This window comes from Persephonella sp., assembly GCF_027023985.1.
Taxonomy (GTDB): domain Bacteria; phylum Aquificota; class Aquificia; order Aquificales; family Hydrogenothermaceae; genus Persephonella_A.
The window spans coordinates 13,133-29,670 of the sequence record NZ_JALVTW010000008.1 but is presented as its reverse complement, the minus strand read 5'-3'; the positions used below and the strand labels follow the sequence as shown (position 1 = coordinate 29,670).

The following is a 16,538-nucleotide window of genomic DNA, read 5'->3' as shown; positions in this document are numbered from 1 at the left end:
GATTTCTTCCCTATATTAAACGGCAAAAGAAGATATAAGGAGGATTTAAAAATGGAAGTTCTTGCTTGGATGTCTAAAAAAAGAGAAGATGGAAAGGTTTTATGCACGGCTTGCAGCCAGAGATGTGTTTTAGATAAAGGAGAACTTGGAAAGTGTGGTATTAGAAAGGTTGGAGAAGATGGGAATTTATATTTAACAACATATGGTCTTGCAGCAGCTTATAATGTTGACCCTGTTGAGAAAAAACCTTTATTCCATTTTTTGCCAGGAACACCTATTTTTTCAATAGGAACTGTTGGTTGTAATATGAGCTGTAAATTCTGTCAAAACTGGGAAATCTCACAACATCCACAGACACATAACGGAGAAGTGTTTGGTGTTCAACTTATGCCTGAAACAATTGTTAATATTTGTAAAACAAATAATATCCCTTCTGTAGCATACACATATAACGAACCTGTTGTTTTTTTTGAATATGCATATGACACAATGAAACTTGCAAAAGAAAAAGGTTTAAAAAATGTGTTTGTTTCCAGTGGATACGAAACAAAAGAAGCTTTAGATACTCTTGCACCATATCTAGATGCAATGAATATAGACCTTAAAGCATTTAATGATAAATTTTACAGAGAGATTGTAGGAGCAAGGTTAAAACCGGTCTTAAAAGCTATAGAACATGCAAAAGAACTGGGTATATGGGTAGAACTAACAACATTGCTTATTCCCGGATACAATGATGACGAAAAAGAACTGAAAGAAGCTGCAAAATGGATTGCATCACTGGATAAAAATATTCCATGGCATATTTCCAGATTTTTCCCTGCTTATAAAATGAAAGATGTTCCACCTACTCCAATTGAAACACTGAAAAAAGCCTATGAAATAGGTAAAGAAGCAGGTCTAAACTACGTATATGTTGGAAACTTTGATGATGAGGATAGAGAATCTACATACTGCCCATCCTGTGGATTCAGGGTAATAGATAGAAGAGGACATATAGGACAGTATGTGGTTAATCATCTTGAAGATGGAAAATGTCCAAAATGTGGAACAGAAATCGCAGGGGTATGGAAATAACAGCTTCTAACTAAGAATTATTTGCAAAAACTCCGCAGGCAGTTTGTAATTATTATATTTACAGATATATAATAAATATTTACCTGTTTAATAAAAAGCTGAGGAGTTCCAGTATGATAAACAACAATTTTGACAGAGATGCCTGCGGGGTTGGTTTTATAGTAAATATCAAAGGAATTAAATCCCACAAGCTTGTCTCAGATGCCTTAACTTCCCTTGCAAATCTTGACCACAGGGGAGCTGTCAGTGCCGATGGAAAAACAGGAGACGGAGCAGGTATTTTAACCCACATTCCATATAAATTTTTTGAAAAAGAACTTTCTAAACTTAACATAAATATCCCTGCACCTGAAGATTTTGCCGTAGGTGTTTTCTTTTTACCTGTAGGCAAAGAAGAAGAGCTAAAAAAACAAATAGAAAAGACAATAAATGAAAAATTTACCTTCCTTGGCTGGAGAAAAGTTCCTATAGTTGAGGAAGAACTTGGAGTAATTGCAAAATCCAATATGCCTTCTATCTGGCAGGGATTTATCTCAAAAGAAGGAAAAGAAGTAGAAAACTACGAAAAGGAACTTTTTATCCTCAGAAAAAGATTAGAAAAACTTGCTGAAAAGGAAGAATACAAAGATTTTTATATTCCATCTCTGTCAAACAGAACAATTGTTTATAAAGGAATGGTTACAGCCCCAAGGCTTAAATACTTTTATCCCGACCTTCAAGATGAAGATTATGAAAGTGCTATAGCACTTTTTCATCAAAGATTTTCAACAAACACTTTCCCTCAGTGGAAACTGGCACAGCCATTTAGAATGCTTGCCCATAACGGTGAGATAAACACCATCTCAGCAAATAGAAACTGGATAAATGCAAAAGCAGAAGACGTTAGAGAAATCTGGGGTGAGCTGGCAGAAGATATTCTTCCAATAGTTAAGTATGATGATTCTGACTCAGCTTCACTGGATAATGCCCTTGAATTCCTTGTTATGTCAGGAAAAGACCCTATGGTTGCTATAAACGCCCTTATTCCAAGGGCGTGGGAAAATGATGATAGGCTTACTGACACAGAAAAAGCATTTTATGAGTATTTCTCGTGTATTTTTGAAGCATGGGACGGTCCTGCTGCTATAGCCTTCACAGATGGAAATGTTGTTATTGGAAAGCTGGATAGAAACGGTCTTAGACCTGCAAGATATGTAATCACAGAAGACACAGTAATAATGGCTTCAGAAGTTGGAACAGTTGATATTCCTGAGGAAAAAATACTGAAAAAAGGAAGATTAGGTCCTGGAGATAAAATTGCTATAGATACCAGAGAAGGGAAAATATACTTCTCAAAAGAGGTTATAGACAAAGTAGCTTCTGGAAAACCATATAAAGAATGGGTTGAAGAGAACCTAAAAGAATTTATCCCTGTAAAAGAACATCCTGAGGTTGACTACAAGGATATAACAAGGGAGCTTGTTGCATTTGGATACTCAAAAGACCAGATAAATATGTTAATAAAACCTATGGCTGAAAAAGGGGCTGACCCTGTTTACTCAATGGGTAATGATACTCCTTTAGCTGTTTTATCCAAAAGACCTCAGCTTATATATTCATACTTCAAACAGAGATTTGCACAGGTAACAAACCCTCCAATTGACCCAATTAGAGAAAAGAAAGTAATGTCTTTAAATACCTATGTAGGTAAAAAAGAAAACTTCCTTACAGAAACCCCTGAGCATGCAAAACAACTGCTTCTCAGCTCTCCGATTATCTTTGATAATGAAATGGAAGAGCTTATTAAGCTTTATGATGGTAAAGTTGAAATCATACCCGCTATATTTGATCCTTATGATGATGCATTGGAGCCTGCTATCGATGATATATGCAGAAGGGTAGAAGATGCCGTTGATAACGGAAAAGAGCTAATTGTTCTTACAGATAGGGCTATCTCAATAGAAGGTGCTCCTATTCCTATGGGGCTACTTGTTGCAGCTGTAAATAGCTACATGGGAAGAAAAGGAAAAAGAAGTAAGTTTTCTATAATAGCTGATACAGCAGAGGTAAGAGATACCCACTCATTTGCTTTCCTTATTGGATACGGAGCTACACTTGTAAATCCATATATGGCAGTTCAAATCATAAGAAATCTTGTTGAGGAAGATAAAAAGTTCAACCTCTCATTTGAAGAGGCAGTAGAGAACTACCGTAAAGCTGTAAATGAAGGTCTTCTTAAAATAATGTCTAAAATGGGAATTGCCACAATCAAAAGTTATAGAGGTTCAGGCCTATTTGAAGCAATAGGAATAGGACAGGAAGTTATAGATAAATACTTCCCTGGAACTCCTTCACAGCTTGGAGGAATAGGAGTTAAACAGATAGCACAGGAAACATTAATAAAATTTAATGAAGCATTTGCCTCAGAAAAAGTATCTGTTCCAACAGGTGGAGAGTTTAGACACAGAAAAGATGGTGAGTTCCACTCATGGAACCCACTGGCAGTTAGAGATTTACACAAAGCTGTTAGAGGTGAAAGCTGGGAAGAATACCTTAAGTTTACAGAGGATGCGTGGAGAGAAAAACCTGTCACTGTAAGGGATTTATTTGAAATACAATCAGATAGACCACCTATCCCTATAGAAGAGGTTGAGCCTGCAGAGGAGATTGTTAAAAGATTTGTTGGAGCTGCCATGTCCATCGGGGCTTTATCAAAAGAAGCCCATGAAACAATAGCAGAGGCTATGAATAGAGTTGGAGCAAAATCAAACTCAGGGGAAGGTGGTGAAGACCCTGCAAGATATGGAACAATCAAAAACTCAAAGATAAAACAGGTTGCATCAGGTAGATTTGGTGTTACCCCTGAATATCTAAACTCTGCAGAAGAAATAGAAATTAAAATTGCACAGGGAGCAAAACCGGGAGAAGGTGGTCAGCTTCCAGGTAAAAAAGTTAATGCATATATTGCATTTTTAAGAAGAGCAAAACCTGGAACAACCCTTATATCTCCACCACCACACCACGATATTTATTCAATTGAAGACCTTGCTCAGCTTATATATGACCTAAAAATGATAAACCCAAAAGCAAAGGTTATAGTCAAACTGGTTTCTGAAACAGGGATTGGAACAATTGCCTCAGGTGTAGCAAAAGCATTTGCAGATATAATTCATATATCCGGACATGATGGTGGAACAGGAGCTTCTCCTTTAACATCTATTAAGCATGCAGGAACTGTTTGGGAGCTGGGATTATCGGAAGTTCAAAGGGTTTTAATCGATAACGACCTGAGAGGAAGGGTAAAACTTAGGGTTGACGGACAAATAAAGACAGGAAGAGATGTAATTGTAGGAGCACTTCTTGGAGCAGAAGAATTTGGACTGGGAACTTCCCTTATGGTTGCTGAAGGTTGCGTAATGGCAAGACAGTGCCACCTTAACACATGTCCTGTCGGCGTTGCTACTCAGGATGAAAGACTGAGGGAAAAATTCCCAGGACAGCCAGAGCACGTAATTAGATACCTTATGTTCCTTGCACAGGATGTTAGAAGATGGCTTGCAGATATGGGATACAAACATCTTGATGATATTATAGGTAGAGTTGACTTTATAAAACCAAAAATCCCAGCAGACCACTACAAAGCAAAATTTGTTGATATTGGATACATAATCAAAAAACCTGATATGTCTAAACCAATTAGATGTATTCAGGATAGAAATGACCCTCCTAAAAAACCTTTTGATGAGGAAATCCTAAAAGATGTTCTTCCATATATAGAAAAACAAGAAAACTTTGCAGGATTTTATGTAATTAGGAATACATATCGCTCAGTTGGTGCAAGAATAGCCCATGAGATTGTAAAAAGATACGGAGACAAAGGATTAAGACTTTCAAAAATAGAGCTAAACTTAAGAGGAACAGGTGGACAGTCTTTTGGAGCTTTTTGTGTTCCGGGGCTGAACCTTATTCTTACCGGAGATGCTAACGACTATGTAGGAAAAGGAATGACAGGTGGACTTATTGTTATAAAACCACCTAAAGAGTTCAAAGGAAAACCACACGAAAACGTAATAATGGGTAATACATGCCTTTACGGTGCAACAGGAGGACATCTGTTCGCAGCAGGAATTGCAGGAGAAAGATTTGCCGTTAGAAACTCCGGTGCAGTTGCTGTTGTAGAAGGTGCAGGAGACCACTGCTGTGAATATATGACAAATGGAACAGTTGTTGTTCTCGGAAAAGTTGGTGTGAACCTTGGAGCAGGAATGACAGGTGGAGTTTCTTATATATACGACCCTGAAGGAGAAGTTGAAAAAAATATTAATCCATCCTACGTGTTCATTGATGAAATGGATGAAGAGGATATAGAAACCATTAAGAGACTTGTAACAAAACACAAAGGTTATACAGACAGCGAAATAGCTGGAAAAATCCTTGAAAACTTTGATGAAGAAATAAACAACTTTGTAAAAGTTTCTCCTGTAGAGGTTAAAAAACCTGCTCCTGAAACAGATGAAGCAAAACCTGAGAAATAGGAGGAGCTATGAAAAAAGTTGCTGTTTTTATGGGTAGTAAATCAGATATGGATTTAATGGAAAACTGTTTTGATATGCTTGAAAAATTTGGAATTGAATATGATGCTTTTATCCTTTCTGCACATAGAACTCCGGATGAAGTTGCTGAAGCTGTAAAAGATGCGGAACAAAAGTATGGAGTTATAATTGCAGCTGCCGGATATGCAGCTCACCTTGCAGGAACAATAGCAGGAAAGGTTGCTATACCGGTTATAGGAATTCCTGTTGATAATTCTTCATTTAAAGGTTTTGACTCATTGTTGTCTACAGTTATGATGCCGCCTGGAGTTCCTGTAGCAACGGTTACAGTCGGAAAAGCAGGTGCAATTAATGCAGCAGTTCTTGCAGCTCAAATACTGGGTGTAGCCTATCCAGAAATCCAGCAAAAGATAAAAGATTATAAACAAGAGATGAAAGGGAAAGTCCTAAAAGCAAATGAAGAGATACAGAACCTTATTTAAAAAGATCTTTGTTTTCACTTTATTTTTTATTTTTGTTAGTTGTAAAGGGGGAGGGCTTACCAATTCAAAGGTTGAGGCTCAGGTTATAAAGGTTATTGATGGAGATACAATAATAGTGAGAATACCTGAAACAACTTTTAATAAAAATCAAGCAACACTTAAGAACTTAAGATTTACAGTGCGCCTTCTTGGAATAGATACACCGGAAAGTAGAGAAAACAGAAGGGCAAGGCTACAGGCCAAAGAGTTAAATACAACAGTTCGTATAGTTGTTTTCTTAGGGAAAAAAGCTAAAGAATTTACAGAAAAGCAGCTATTAGTTGAGAAAAAAGGGAAAAGGAAAATTTATAAAAAAGTATATCTTGAATTTGATAAACAGCCACAGGATAGATATGGAAGGCTCCTTGCTTATGTATGGCTTTCTGATGGAAGAATGTTAAATAAAGAAATTATCTGCAACGGATATGCTCTTCCTTTAACTATAAAACCAAACACAAAATACAGCAGGGAATTTTTAGAATGTTATAAAAAGGCAGTGGAAAACCATTTGGGACTATGGCAAAGACCGTGAAGGAGGAAAAATGAACGAGGTTAAAGATACAAAAACCATAAAAGATGCAGCCAAAACAATAATTTTTATAATTCTGGTGGTTTCTTTTATAAGAATATTTTTTGCACAGGCTTTTAATATACCCTCAGGCTCAATGAAACCCACTTTGCTGATAGGAGATTTTATACTGGTAAATAAACTTGTTTATGGGGACTGGAGCATAGGAATACCATTTACAGGAATAGATTTTTACAGATACAAAAACAGACTTGCAAAGCCAGATAGAGGAGATGTAATAGTTTTCAAATATCCGGAAAATCCAAAAATTGATTTTATAAAAAGAATTATTGCCCTTCCAGGAGATACAGTTGAGGTAAAAAATGATATTGTTTATGTAAATGGAAAGGCTCTTTCAAGGAAACCTGACGGTTATTATACTGCTCCAAACGAAAAAGTGAAAAAATATCTTGAGTGCACGACCAGGAAATATACCGGGAAAAAATACTGCTACACAGTTATGGAACTTTACGACGGGGAAGGAAAAGATTTTGGACCTGTAAAAGTTCCTGACAATAGCTATTTTGTTATGGGAGATAACAGGGATAATAGCCGTGATAGTAGATTTTGGGGATTTGTTCCTGATGACTACATAATAGGTCAGGCTTTTGTGATTTATTTTTCTATAGACTTGAAATCTCCGGCAATTAGATTTAATAGAATAGGAAAAGTTATCCAGTAAGGAGGTTAACAGCTTGATACTAATAAAAGGTGGAACAGTTATAGACCCACAGAATAATCTTAAAGACCAGAAAGATATACTAATAGACGAAGGGAAAATAATAAAAATAGAGGAAAATATACAACCACCTCCAACTTGTCAGGTTATAGACGCAACTGATAAGGTCATTTGTCCTGCATTTACAGATATTCATGTTCATTTTAGAGACCCGGGACAAACCTATAAAGAAGATATATACACCGGAAGTCTCGCAGCAGTAGCAGGAGGATATACAACTGTTGTTTGTATGCCAAATACATTTCCGGCAATAGATGAGCCTTCAATTGTCAGGTATGTAATAGAAAAGGGAGAGGAGATAGGTCTGTGTAGAGTCTTACCTGCAGCAGCTGTTACAAAAGGCAGAGAAGGTAAACAGCTTACCGAAATGTCCCTTTTAAAAGATGCAGGGGCAGTTTATTTTACCGATGACGGGGCACCTGTCTGGGATGCCCATGTAATGAGGAAAGCAATGGAATTTGCCGGTTCAATAGGTAGCTTTGTTGCTGACCACTGCGAAGATTTATCCCTCTCAAAAGATGGGGTTGCCCACGAAGGAGAAATAGCAGCAGCTTTAGGACTGCCACCACTGCCACCTGAAGCAGAAGACACCATGATTGCCAGAGATTGTGTTTTATCTATCCATACTGGAATGCCTGTCCATATATGTCATCTTTCAACAAAGGTCGGTGTTGAGATAGTTACATGGGCGAAAGCAATGGGAGCTAAAGTAACTGCAGAGGTTACTCCCCATCATCTTTATTTAACAGATGAGGAATGGCTTGATTTTGATTGTAAAGCAAAAGTATCTCCACCGCTAAGAGAACATGAGGATTTAGAAGCTGTCAGATGGGCTCTTGCTTCTGGAATTATAGATATAGTTGCTACAGACCATGCACCCCATGCCCATCAAGAAAAAATGCAGGAACACCATGCCTGTCCACCAGGGATGATAGGGCTTCAATTTGCACTGCCTATAGTTCTGGAACTGGTAAGAAAAGATTATTTTGATTTAACAAGACTTGTTGAAGTTATGTCTATAAATCCAGCTAAGAAAATAGGTTTAAAACCACCTTCTATAAAAGAAGGAGAAATCGCTGAGCTTACAATATTTGATCCTTCAGAAAGCTGGGAAGTAAATGAGGAAGTTATTTATTCCAAGAGTAAAAACACCCCATTAATGGGAAGAAAATTAATTGGTAAAGTAAAATACACATTCTATAAAGGAGAAATTGTTTACAGGGATTAGTTATGACGGTAGAAATTGATGTTTTAAATTCTTTAAAAGAGGTTTACGACCCGGAAATACCTTTAAATATAGTGGACTTAGGTCTGGTTAAAGGAATTCATGTTAAGGATAATAACCTTGAGGTTGTTATGACCCTTACAACACCTAAATGTCCTCTGGAAAAGTATATTAAAAATACAATAATCAGACATCTTAGAAAGGATTTCCCGCAGTTTGAAGATATTTCTATACAGCTGGATTTCTCACAACCCTGGACTACAAAGGATATCTCTCCAGAGGGTCTACAACGACTAAGAGAATTAGGCTGGAATGTTTAAATTATATTTCTTTAGCAATTTTTAATACAGTTTCTAAAAATGATTTTTTGTAATAATTTCCTTATTTTAATTAACTCATAAATTAAAGGTTTAACTTCTGAAATAATACCTTCCTCTTTAGCTTTCAGTAATATTCCAATAGTTCCACTGATTTTCAATCCTTGTTCCTCTGCTATTTTCCTTCCTATTTTTTCATCCATTAAAAGTAAATCTGCTTTTAGTTCTAAAGCTAATGTTATGGCCTCAGCCTCTCCTGTATCTAATATTTCTTCAAATTGCTTAACTAGTCTTTTATTACTTGCCTTTGAAATTTTTATCCAATCTTTTTTAAAAATATTTATATAATATTTGTGTTTACCTTCTTCCAGTTCTTTAAAAACAGCTTCAGGAATTGTAATTTCTTTGTATATATTTCTTAGAATATCTAATCTGTTTAATTTTATGAAAGATAAGATAGGAGTTGTATTTGATACAACTTTAGGCATTATTTATATCCTTTAGAATTTCTTCTTCTGTATCAGGTTGTATCTGAACCTTGTATTCTGAAAGTAAGTCTAAGAACTCTATGCGTGATATTCCTAAAAGTTTTGCTGCTTTGCCAGAAGATATTTTTCCAAGTTCGTATAGTTTAACTATTGCAGCAGTTTTGAACTCTTCTTCGTCTAATTTTAATTCGTCAGGAATATCCATTATAAATTTCACTGCTATACCTCGGTTTATTTAATTTTTATGTATGAATATTAAATCAAATTTTAGAATAAGCAAATTTTATGAATAAAAAACTTAACGAAAATACCGGTGAATATAGGAATTATAAGATTATCATCTAAAAACCATTTGTCTGACCTTGAAAAATTTTCCACAAAGGCCACAAAGATTGAGATTAAAAGTGCATAGCTTAATGAAGTAATTAAACTAAGTGCAGCAATATTGAACACAATTCCTCCAATAGTTCCTTCCAGACTTTTACCCCATGGAAATTTATGCTTTCCAAAAAGTATTCCAAAAATAGTTGCAAATCCATCATAAACAGCAGTAGAGATAATACTTATCTGGAGTGTTTTCTCATCAAAAATCAGGGAGGATATTAGCATACCAATTGCCAGAGAAAAAGCCTGTCTGGCAGGCATTTTTAGATTTTTATCCCTTTCAACCCATTTGATTATCTGCCAGAACCAAAGGGTAAATTTATTTTTTATTTTGAAATAGGAAATAGGAAAAATCATAACCAGCATAAAAGCCATCAAAATAGCTATAGAATACCTTCCCCATAAATAAAGGGGAACAAGCAAAAGCAGTATTGATACGATATGAAAGATTTTTCTTAATAACTCTAATCTTAAAATTTTCCCCAAATTATTTTTTATCTTTAATCGGTTTTTTGAGTAAAAACCTATAATTGTTTACTATTAGTATAGTTCCATCTAAATCGTTATAACGTATAGAACTTATTTTTATTGGAACTGTAATGCTTCCTCGTGTATCTGGGTTTATGAGGATTTTATTGTTAGGTTCTAAATTTAAATTAGGAGAAGTATCTGCAATGACTGTTTTATCTTTGGTTCTAATTTGATAAAGTAGGCCGTAAGTTTTGTTATTTTTCTTAATAAAGAGACTATCAAATAATTTTAAAATTACAGGGCTGTTGGATTTGTTGTTAATATAGATTGTTAGATAGGATTTATAGGATATATGCTTCAAATTTCTTATTAAATCAGCATCAGGAGTATCCAAAACTACATATTCAATGGGAGAACCCTTATCTATGGGAAAACCAAAGATTTTATTTTGAATTTCTTTATTTATCTTATCGCTCAAGTATTTATCTAATGTTTTAGTTATATTTTGCTTTGCCTGTTGTGTATAGGTAGATATTCTAGAAATGATAGAAGGGCTTACATCTAAATATACGTCCATATAGCGCAAATCATAATTTATCATCTTTTCTTTTGCCAAAAGGAGAAAAGACTTTTCCTTATCCATACAAGCAAAAGTATAGGTATTTTTTAGATTTCCGTATATATTTCCTATTACTTTTCTTATGTGTTGACTCAGGAAATTATCCAAATCTTTATGGATACTTTCTATAAGTAAAGAAGGGTAAAGACTATCATAGCAATACCATCTTTTTTTTATATATCCAGGAGGTAATTCATATTTTGGAAAAGTCCTTTTTAATCTTGATTCACATAAATTTTTGAAACTTTTTGGGGTAATATTTGCACTTAATACTTCTATATTTCCTCCAGAATAAGATTTATAAACGAAAAAACCACCATTATTTTCACAATAATTTTTAAAAATTCCGATTAAATTATAAGGTTTTTCGCTATTAATAAATCTTCTTGGCAAATTGGTTGGGTTAAAAAACCCTTTATATGTTATCCTTCCCACCTGGAAAACGGTTCCTACTTTTTTTAATTCTGGATTTATCTTTTTGGCCAATTGTATTGGGGAAATATCTGGATTGGTTTTTATATTTAGGACAGATTTTATTTCTTTATTTGTTATATTATGAGTTGAAGAGCAGCCTTGAGATAAAAAAATTGATATAAAAATGAATAAGGCAAGAGCTGTAAATCTCATGCTTTCCCCCTTTTTTCAAAAATAATAGCATAAATCATTGTAAACTTTAATAGTGTTCCTTTAGAATTTTATAGATTTATTTTAAACATGACATGGAGGTTTTTTGTTTTGGAAGATATAAAACTGATTGCTCCTTCTATTTTGTCTGCAGATTTTGCAAGGCTTGGAGAAGAAATCAAAACCGTTGAGCAGGCAGGGGCAGATATTATTCATCTGGATATAATGGATGGCAGATATGTTCCAAATATAACAATTGGTATTCCGGTAGTTGAAAGTTTAAGACCTTTAACTAACCTTCCCTTTGATGCACATCTTATGATTGTTGAACCGGAAAAATATGTTCCGGACTTTATAAAAGCCGGCTGTAATATGATTTCTTTTCACATGGACGCTTGCATACATTCCCATAGGCTTGTTGATTACATAAAATCTCAGGGAGTAAAGGCAGGTGTTGTTCTTAACCCTGCAACCCCTGTAAACACACTGGAGGAGATTATCTATTTTGTAGATTATGTTCTGGTTATGTCTGTTAATCCCGGCTTTGGTGGACAGAAATTTATCCCAGAAACACTCCACAAAATCAGAAAACTAAAAAGACTTATGGAAGAAACAGGAAGAACGGATATATTAATTGAGATAGATGGTGGAATTAAAGAAAGTAATATTTCACAGGTTTCTGCGGAAGGTGTTAATATTTTTGTTGCAGGTAGTTCTATATTTAAAGCTGAAGACCCTGCACAGGCTGTCAGAAACCTGAAACAAAAAGCAATTTCTGTTGAGGTTTGAAAATGTATGAAATAAGAACATGGCCGGACAAAATACTTAAGCAAAAGATGAAAGAGGTTGATTTTTTTGGTTCGGAGAAGCTGAAAAAGTATATTGATGTAATGTTCCAAAAAATGTATGAACATGAAGGCGTTGGTCTTGCAGCAAACCAGATTGGCATCCCATATCAGATTATAGTTCTGGATACCACACCGAGGGAAGAAAATGAGGAAAACAAAGAAGGAATAAAGCTTGCCCTTATAAATCCTAAAATAGTTCATAAAGAAGGAGAAGTTGAATCAACAGAAGGATGTCTCAGCTTCCCGGGAGTGCAAATCACTATCCCGAGGGCACAAAAAGTAGTTGTTGAGGCAAAAGATATAGAAGGAAAGGATATACAGATAGATGCAGATGATTTTCTGGCTATAGTATTACAACACGAGATTGACCACATAAACGGAATTCCGTTTATAAAATATTTATCTCCTGTAAAAAGAAAATTAACCCTTGAAAAATATATGAAAAAAAGAAAAGAACTTGCCAAGTCAAAATAAGACAACATGCTGTCTTAGAAAGGAGAGGAAATGTTCCCTGATTTAATAAAAATAGGTGATTTTACAATTCATACCTATGGTGTTTTGGTGGCCATAGGTCTTACGGTTTCTTATTTCACGGCAATTTATTTTGGGAAAAAAGAAGGAATTGAATCTAAAAAGATAGAAAATCTGTTTTTATACACCGTATTAGGTGGAATAGTTGGTGCAAGAATTGCCTATATTATTGAACACCATGATCAGTTCCACTCCTTTATGGACTATATTGCTGTCTGGAGAGGAGGAATAGACTGGTTCGGTGGTTTTATCGGTGGTGCGATTATTCTTTTATTTCTCTTAAAAAAATACAGCATTCCTATTCTGAAAATAGCCGATGTTGCAGGTATCTCCATCATAATTGGTCATGCTTTTGGGAGAATAGGTTGTACCTGTGCTGGATGCTGTTATGGAAAACCGGTTCCGGAAGATTCGCCATTTAAAGATATAGCTATTACGTTTCCACATCATCCTGATAGTTCTGCACCTGCAGGAGTCCCTTTGTATCCTACCCAGCCAGCTGAGGCAATTGGAAATTTTATTATTTTTGGACTGTTGTTTCTTGCTTACAGAAAAAAGTTATTTGATGGTGAAATATTCGGACTTTATCTAATTTTATACGGATTTGAAAGATTTTTACTGGAATTTTGGAGAGGGGTTACTCCACCACTGCCTATTGGCTTAACATGGAATCAGGTTGTTACTTTGGGAATGGTTGCTGTAGGAATAGTTCTTCTTGGATATGGTTTTTTAAAAAAATGAAGCTGTATAAATTATTTAACAAAAAGGTTTTTAATATAGAACCGGGGCTTGAAAGGATAAAATCAGCCCTCGAAGAAATTGGAAATCCCCATCAAGACTATCTTTCTATTTTAATATCCGGAACAAATGGAAAGGGTTCAACAGCTGCTTTTTTGGAAAGTATATTAAGACATCATGGTTTAAAAACAGGAATGTTTACATCTCCACATCTTGTTGAAGAGAATGAAAGATGGCAAATAAATCGCCGGGATATACCGGATGATAAGCTTGAGGAATATATAAAACAGCTAAAGCCAGTTATTGAAAAACATAATCTTACTTATTTTGAGGCCTCTACTTTACTGGCTTTTAAATACTTTTCAGATGAAAAAATTGATATTGCTGTTCTGGAAGTAGGTCTTGGTGGCAGATGGGACTCAACTAACGTAATATATCCGGAAGTTTCTGTTATAACAAATGTATCTTTAGACCATACACATCTACTTGGAGATACAGTGTCTAAAATAGCTTCTGAAAAATTAGGTATTGCCCGCAAAGACAGACCCCTTGTGATAGGAACAGAGCAGATGGATTTAATTACGCAGGCTGTTATGAAGGGTATTAGGGAGATATATCATTATCCCTTTGGGTATACCTTCAAAGATAAAGGAAATCGTATTGATTACATGTTTCAGGATATTGTGATTAAGGATATTAAACCTTCACTCCTTGGGAAAAGGCAGTTTTTTAATCTGTCTGCTGCGATAACTGCTTTTATACTTTTTGCTAGAAGAAATAATATAAGGATTGATACTTATTTAATAAGAAAAGCTGCAGAAAATACATATTTACCCGGTAGAATGCAGATTATCTCAGAAAATCCGTTTATAATTCTTGACGGTGCCCATAATGAAGAAGCCATTGTGGAGACATTTAAGGAAATTTCGCAGCTATATCCGGACAAAAAAATCATCACCGTTTATAGTGGAATGAAAGATAAAGAATGGAAAAAAATCCTGAATTTGATTAAATATAAATCTGTTGAGACAATTGTTACTCAAATTCCAGTATCACGGGGTATAACCCAAGAAGAAATCAAAGATGTAGAAGGAGTTCAGTTTTATCCTGAAATTGATAAAGCTATAGAAAAAGCCAGAAATATTGCTAACCAAAACAGCATAATTCTCATTACAGGCTCTCTTTACCTTGCAGGAGAAGTGTTAAAAAGGTTTAAGTAAGCATAGTATAAATCATTGACAGTTATATAGAAATCTTATAGATTAACCATAGGAGGATAGATTTATGATTAATGTAAAAAAAGAAGAAAAAGAGCTTAAGGAATTAGAAAAAAGGAAGAAAAAAACAGAAAAAAACTTGAAAATTTGGTTTCTAAAATTACCCCTGAAAATAAACACAAAGAATTAAATTGGGGAGAGCCTATTGGTAAAGAAGTCTGGTAAAACTCTTATGACGTAAGAATTTTATCCCTTAAAAACTCAACTGTTAATTTGAATTTTCTGTCTTTTTCCATTGTTTTTTCAACTTTATCAATTGCATTTATTACTGTTGTATGGTCTTTTTTCTTAAATGCCCTTGAAATTTCATTTAAAGATTTGTCTGTTAAATATCTGGATAGATACATCGCTATCTGGCGTGCCATTGCAACCTTTTTCTTACGGGAATTGCCTAAAATCTCGTTTATATTAACCCCAAAGTAATTGGCAACTTCCTGCTGTATTTTCTGAATTGAAAGGGAAACTTCCATCTCTTTTATTTCAAATAAATCCTTTAGAACTTCCCTTGCCATATCAAGTGTTATTGTTCTTCCCATCAGGTCGCTATAGGCCTTTAGCTTGTTCAGAGAGCCTTCTAATTCTCTTATATTAGAGTTTATTGTTTTTGCTATCAGTAATGACACATCTGAAGGCAGGTATATGCCCATTTCTTTAGATTTTTTCCTCAGAATAGATAATTTTGTCTGCAGGTCAGGTGCTTTTACCTCAACAACCAGACCACTGGCAAATCTACTTCTTAGCCTTTCTTGTAGACCTTTTAGATTTTTAGGCGGGGTATCAGAAGATAAAATAACCTGTTTTCCAATAAGATGAAGGGCATTAAATATATGATATAACTCTATTTGCGTTCTTTCTTTTCCCTGCAAAAACTGAACATCATCAATCAGCAAGAGGTCAACATCTCTATATCTTTTCCTAAACTCAAGAATTGAGCCATTTCTCAGATAGTAGATAAGTTCAGACATGAAGGTGTCAGCTGTGGTATATATGATATTCGCTTTTGGATTTTTTGATAAAACCTGATGAGCTGTAGCATGTAAAAGATGTGTTTTACCAAGTCCAACACCACCGTATATGAACAGAGGATTATAAAGATTTCCAAGATTTTCTGCTACAGCGATGCAGGCCTGATACGCAATTTTATTACAGTTTCCTATGATTAGATTAGAGAATGTAAATTTAGGATTGAGATTTGTCAGTCGGTAAGGAGTTTTCCTTTCCTGTTTTACTGTTTCAACTTCTTTTTCTATTTCTTCTTCATCTTCCGATATGACATGAACTTCCAGATTTTCTCCCAGAAGGTCTATCGCATATTCTTTAATCTGGGTCAGGAAATTACTCTCTAGCCATTCTTTATAAACAATGTCCGGGGTTGAGATATATAAATGGCCGTTTTTATACTCTGCTTTCTCTACACCTTTAAGCAAACTAAGGGTTGAACGGTCAACCTGCTTAGACATAGAAGAAAGGATGCTACCCCAGACGTCCAATAGATACCCCCTCTAATCTTTGTGGGTATCTATTATAGAAAGATTTTTAGTGAAAATATAAATAAAAATTTTTTTTGAAAAATTAAAAA

At 34.9% G+C, this 16,538-nt stretch carries 17 protein-coding genes; 12 read left to right on the top strand and 5 right to left on the bottom strand.

Annotated elements, in window-relative coordinates:
- Positions 1-51 precede the first annotated feature (51 nt).
- From amrS to MVE07_RS01385, 7 genes are all read left to right on the top strand, one after another.
- Positions 52-1,077, top strand: a complete 1,026-nt coding sequence (gene amrS / locus MVE07_RS01415) for an AmmeMemoRadiSam system radical SAM enzyme (protein ID WP_297453045.1) — start codon at positions 52-54, stop codon at positions 1,075-1,077.
- 113 nt (positions 1,078-1,190) lie between these two features.
- A complete protein-coding gene (gene gltB / locus MVE07_RS01410; RefSeq protein ID WP_345781536.1) occupies positions 1,191-5,591 on the top strand; it encodes a glutamate synthase large subunit in 4,401 nt (1,466 codons plus the stop codon).
- 8 nt (positions 5,592-5,599) lie between these two features.
- Positions 5,600-6,091, top strand: coding sequence for a 5-(carboxyamino)imidazole ribonucleotide mutase (gene purE, locus MVE07_RS01405; protein WP_297453044.1), 492 nt, complete (start codon positions 5,600-5,602; stop codon positions 6,089-6,091).
- Positions 6,092-6,206: 115 nt separating this feature from the next.
- On the top strand, positions 6,207-6,662 hold the full coding sequence (locus MVE07_RS01400; RefSeq protein ID WP_297453042.1) for a thermonuclease family protein: 456 nt from the start codon (positions 6,207-6,209) through the stop codon (positions 6,660-6,662).
- Between the two features lie 10 nt (positions 6,663-6,672).
- Positions 6,673-7,380: a signal peptidase I gene (gene lepB, locus MVE07_RS01395; protein ID WP_297453040.1), complete on the top strand. Its 708-nt coding sequence runs from the start codon at positions 6,673-6,675 to the stop codon at positions 7,378-7,380.
- Between the two features lie 13 nt (positions 7,381-7,393).
- Positions 7,394-8,665 (top strand): dihydroorotase, encoded by a 1,272-nt coding sequence (locus tag MVE07_RS01390; protein WP_297453038.1) that lies wholly within the window; start codon positions 7,394-7,396, stop codon positions 8,663-8,665.
- A gap of 2 nt (positions 8,666-8,667) precedes the next feature.
- Positions 8,668-8,982, top strand: coding sequence for a metal-sulfur cluster assembly factor (locus tag MVE07_RS01385; protein ID WP_297453036.1), 315 nt, complete (start codon positions 8,668-8,670; stop codon positions 8,980-8,982).
- An 11-nt stretch (positions 8,983-8,993) separates the two neighbouring features.
- Here MVE07_RS01385 and MVE07_RS01380 read toward each other — a convergent pair whose 3' ends face one another.
- From MVE07_RS01380 to MVE07_RS01365, 4 genes are all read right to left on the bottom strand, one after another.
- Positions 8,994-9,467 (bottom strand): DUF3368 domain-containing protein, encoded by a 474-nt coding sequence (locus MVE07_RS01380; protein ID WP_297453034.1) that lies wholly within the window; start codon positions 9,465-9,467, stop codon positions 8,994-8,996.
- Positions 9,460-9,684, bottom strand: a complete 225-nt coding sequence (locus MVE07_RS01375) for a UPF0175 family protein (RefSeq protein WP_297453032.1) — start codon at positions 9,682-9,684, stop codon at positions 9,460-9,462. The genes MVE07_RS01380 and MVE07_RS01375 overlap by 8 nt, the downstream gene beginning before the upstream one ends.
- Before the next feature lie 50 nt (positions 9,685-9,734).
- Positions 9,735-10,226 (bottom strand): hypothetical protein, encoded by a 492-nt coding sequence (locus tag MVE07_RS01370; RefSeq protein ID WP_297453030.1) that lies wholly within the window; start codon positions 10,224-10,226, stop codon positions 9,735-9,737.
- A gap of 112 nt (positions 10,227-10,338) precedes the next feature.
- On the bottom strand, positions 10,339-11,568 hold the full coding sequence (locus MVE07_RS01365) for a hypothetical protein (protein ID WP_297453028.1): 1,230 nt from the start codon (positions 11,566-11,568) through the stop codon (positions 10,339-10,341).
- A 117-nt stretch (positions 11,569-11,685) separates the two neighbouring features.
- Here MVE07_RS01365 and rpe point away from each other — a divergent pair, with 117 nt between their 5' ends.
- From rpe to MVE07_RS01340, 5 genes are all read left to right on the top strand, one after another.
- Positions 11,686-12,354: a ribulose-phosphate 3-epimerase gene (gene rpe, locus MVE07_RS01360; protein ID WP_297453090.1), complete on the top strand. Its 669-nt coding sequence runs from the start codon at positions 11,686-11,688 to the stop codon at positions 12,352-12,354.
- Positions 12,355-12,356: 2 nt separating this feature from the next.
- Complete coding sequence (gene def / locus MVE07_RS01355) at positions 12,357-12,887, top strand: peptide deformylase (protein WP_297453026.1); 531 nt, start codon at positions 12,357-12,359, stop codon at positions 12,885-12,887.
- 30 nt (positions 12,888-12,917) lie between these two features.
- Positions 12,918-13,685 carry a prolipoprotein diacylglyceryl transferase gene (gene lgt / locus MVE07_RS01350; RefSeq protein WP_297453024.1) on the top strand — a complete coding sequence of 256 codons (768 nt, stop codon included), beginning with the start codon at positions 12,918-12,920 and terminating at the stop codon, positions 13,683-13,685.
- Positions 13,682-14,902, top strand: a complete 1,221-nt coding sequence (locus MVE07_RS01345; protein WP_297453022.1) for a folylpolyglutamate synthase/dihydrofolate synthase family protein — start codon at positions 13,682-13,684, stop codon at positions 14,900-14,902. The genes lgt and MVE07_RS01345 overlap by 4 nt, the downstream gene beginning before the upstream one ends.
- 64 nt (positions 14,903-14,966) lie before the next feature.
- Positions 14,967-15,089 carry a hypothetical protein gene (locus tag MVE07_RS01340; RefSeq protein WP_297453020.1) on the top strand — a complete coding sequence of 41 codons (123 nt, stop codon included), beginning with the start codon at positions 14,967-14,969 and terminating at the stop codon, positions 15,087-15,089.
- Positions 15,090-15,129: 40 nt separating this feature from the next.
- Here MVE07_RS01340 and dnaA read toward each other — a convergent pair whose 3' ends face one another.
- Positions 15,130-16,449 carry a chromosomal replication initiator protein DnaA gene (gene dnaA, locus MVE07_RS01335; protein WP_297453018.1) on the bottom strand — a complete coding sequence of 440 codons (1,320 nt, stop codon included), beginning with the start codon at positions 16,447-16,449 and terminating at the stop codon, positions 15,130-15,132.
- Positions 16,450-16,538 lie beyond the last annotated feature (89 nt).

Coding starts and splice junctions, on each gene's coding strand:
- lepB (WP_297453040.1), top strand. CDS start 6,673: ATGAACGAGGTTAAAGATACAAAAACCATAAAAGATGCAGCCAAAACA.
- amrS (WP_297453045.1), top strand. CDS start 52: ATGGAAGTTCTTGCTTGGATGTCTAAAAAAAGAGAAGATGGAAAGGTT.
- purE (WP_297453044.1), top strand. CDS start 5,600: ATGAAAAAAGTTGCTGTTTTTATGGGTAGTAAATCAGATATGGATTTA.
- MVE07_RS01340 (WP_297453020.1), top strand. CDS start 14,967: ATGATTAATGTAAAAAAAGAAGAAAAAGAGCTTAAGGAATTAGAAAAA.
- MVE07_RS01345 (WP_297453022.1), top strand. CDS start 13,682: ATGAAGCTGTATAAATTATTTAACAAAAAGGTTTTTAATATAGAACCG.
- gltB (WP_345781536.1), top strand. CDS start 1,191: ATGATAAACAACAATTTTGACAGAGATGCCTGCGGGGTTGGTTTTATA.
- MVE07_RS01380 (WP_297453034.1), bottom strand. CDS start 9,467: ATGCCTAAAGTTGTATCAAATACAACTCCTATCTTATCTTTCATAAAA.
- lgt (WP_297453024.1), top strand. CDS start 12,918: ATGTTCCCTGATTTAATAAAAATAGGTGATTTTACAATTCATACCTAT.
- MVE07_RS01370 (WP_297453030.1), bottom strand. CDS start 10,226: ATGGCTTTTATGCTGGTTATGATTTTTCCTATTTCCTATTTCAAAATA.
- MVE07_RS01365 (WP_297453028.1), bottom strand. CDS start 11,568: ATGAGATTTACAGCTCTTGCCTTATTCATTTTTATATCAATTTTTTTA.
- MVE07_RS01385 (WP_297453036.1), top strand. CDS start 8,668: ATGACGGTAGAAATTGATGTTTTAAATTCTTTAAAAGAGGTTTACGAC.
- def (WP_297453026.1), top strand. CDS start 12,357: ATGTATGAAATAAGAACATGGCCGGACAAAATACTTAAGCAAAAGATG.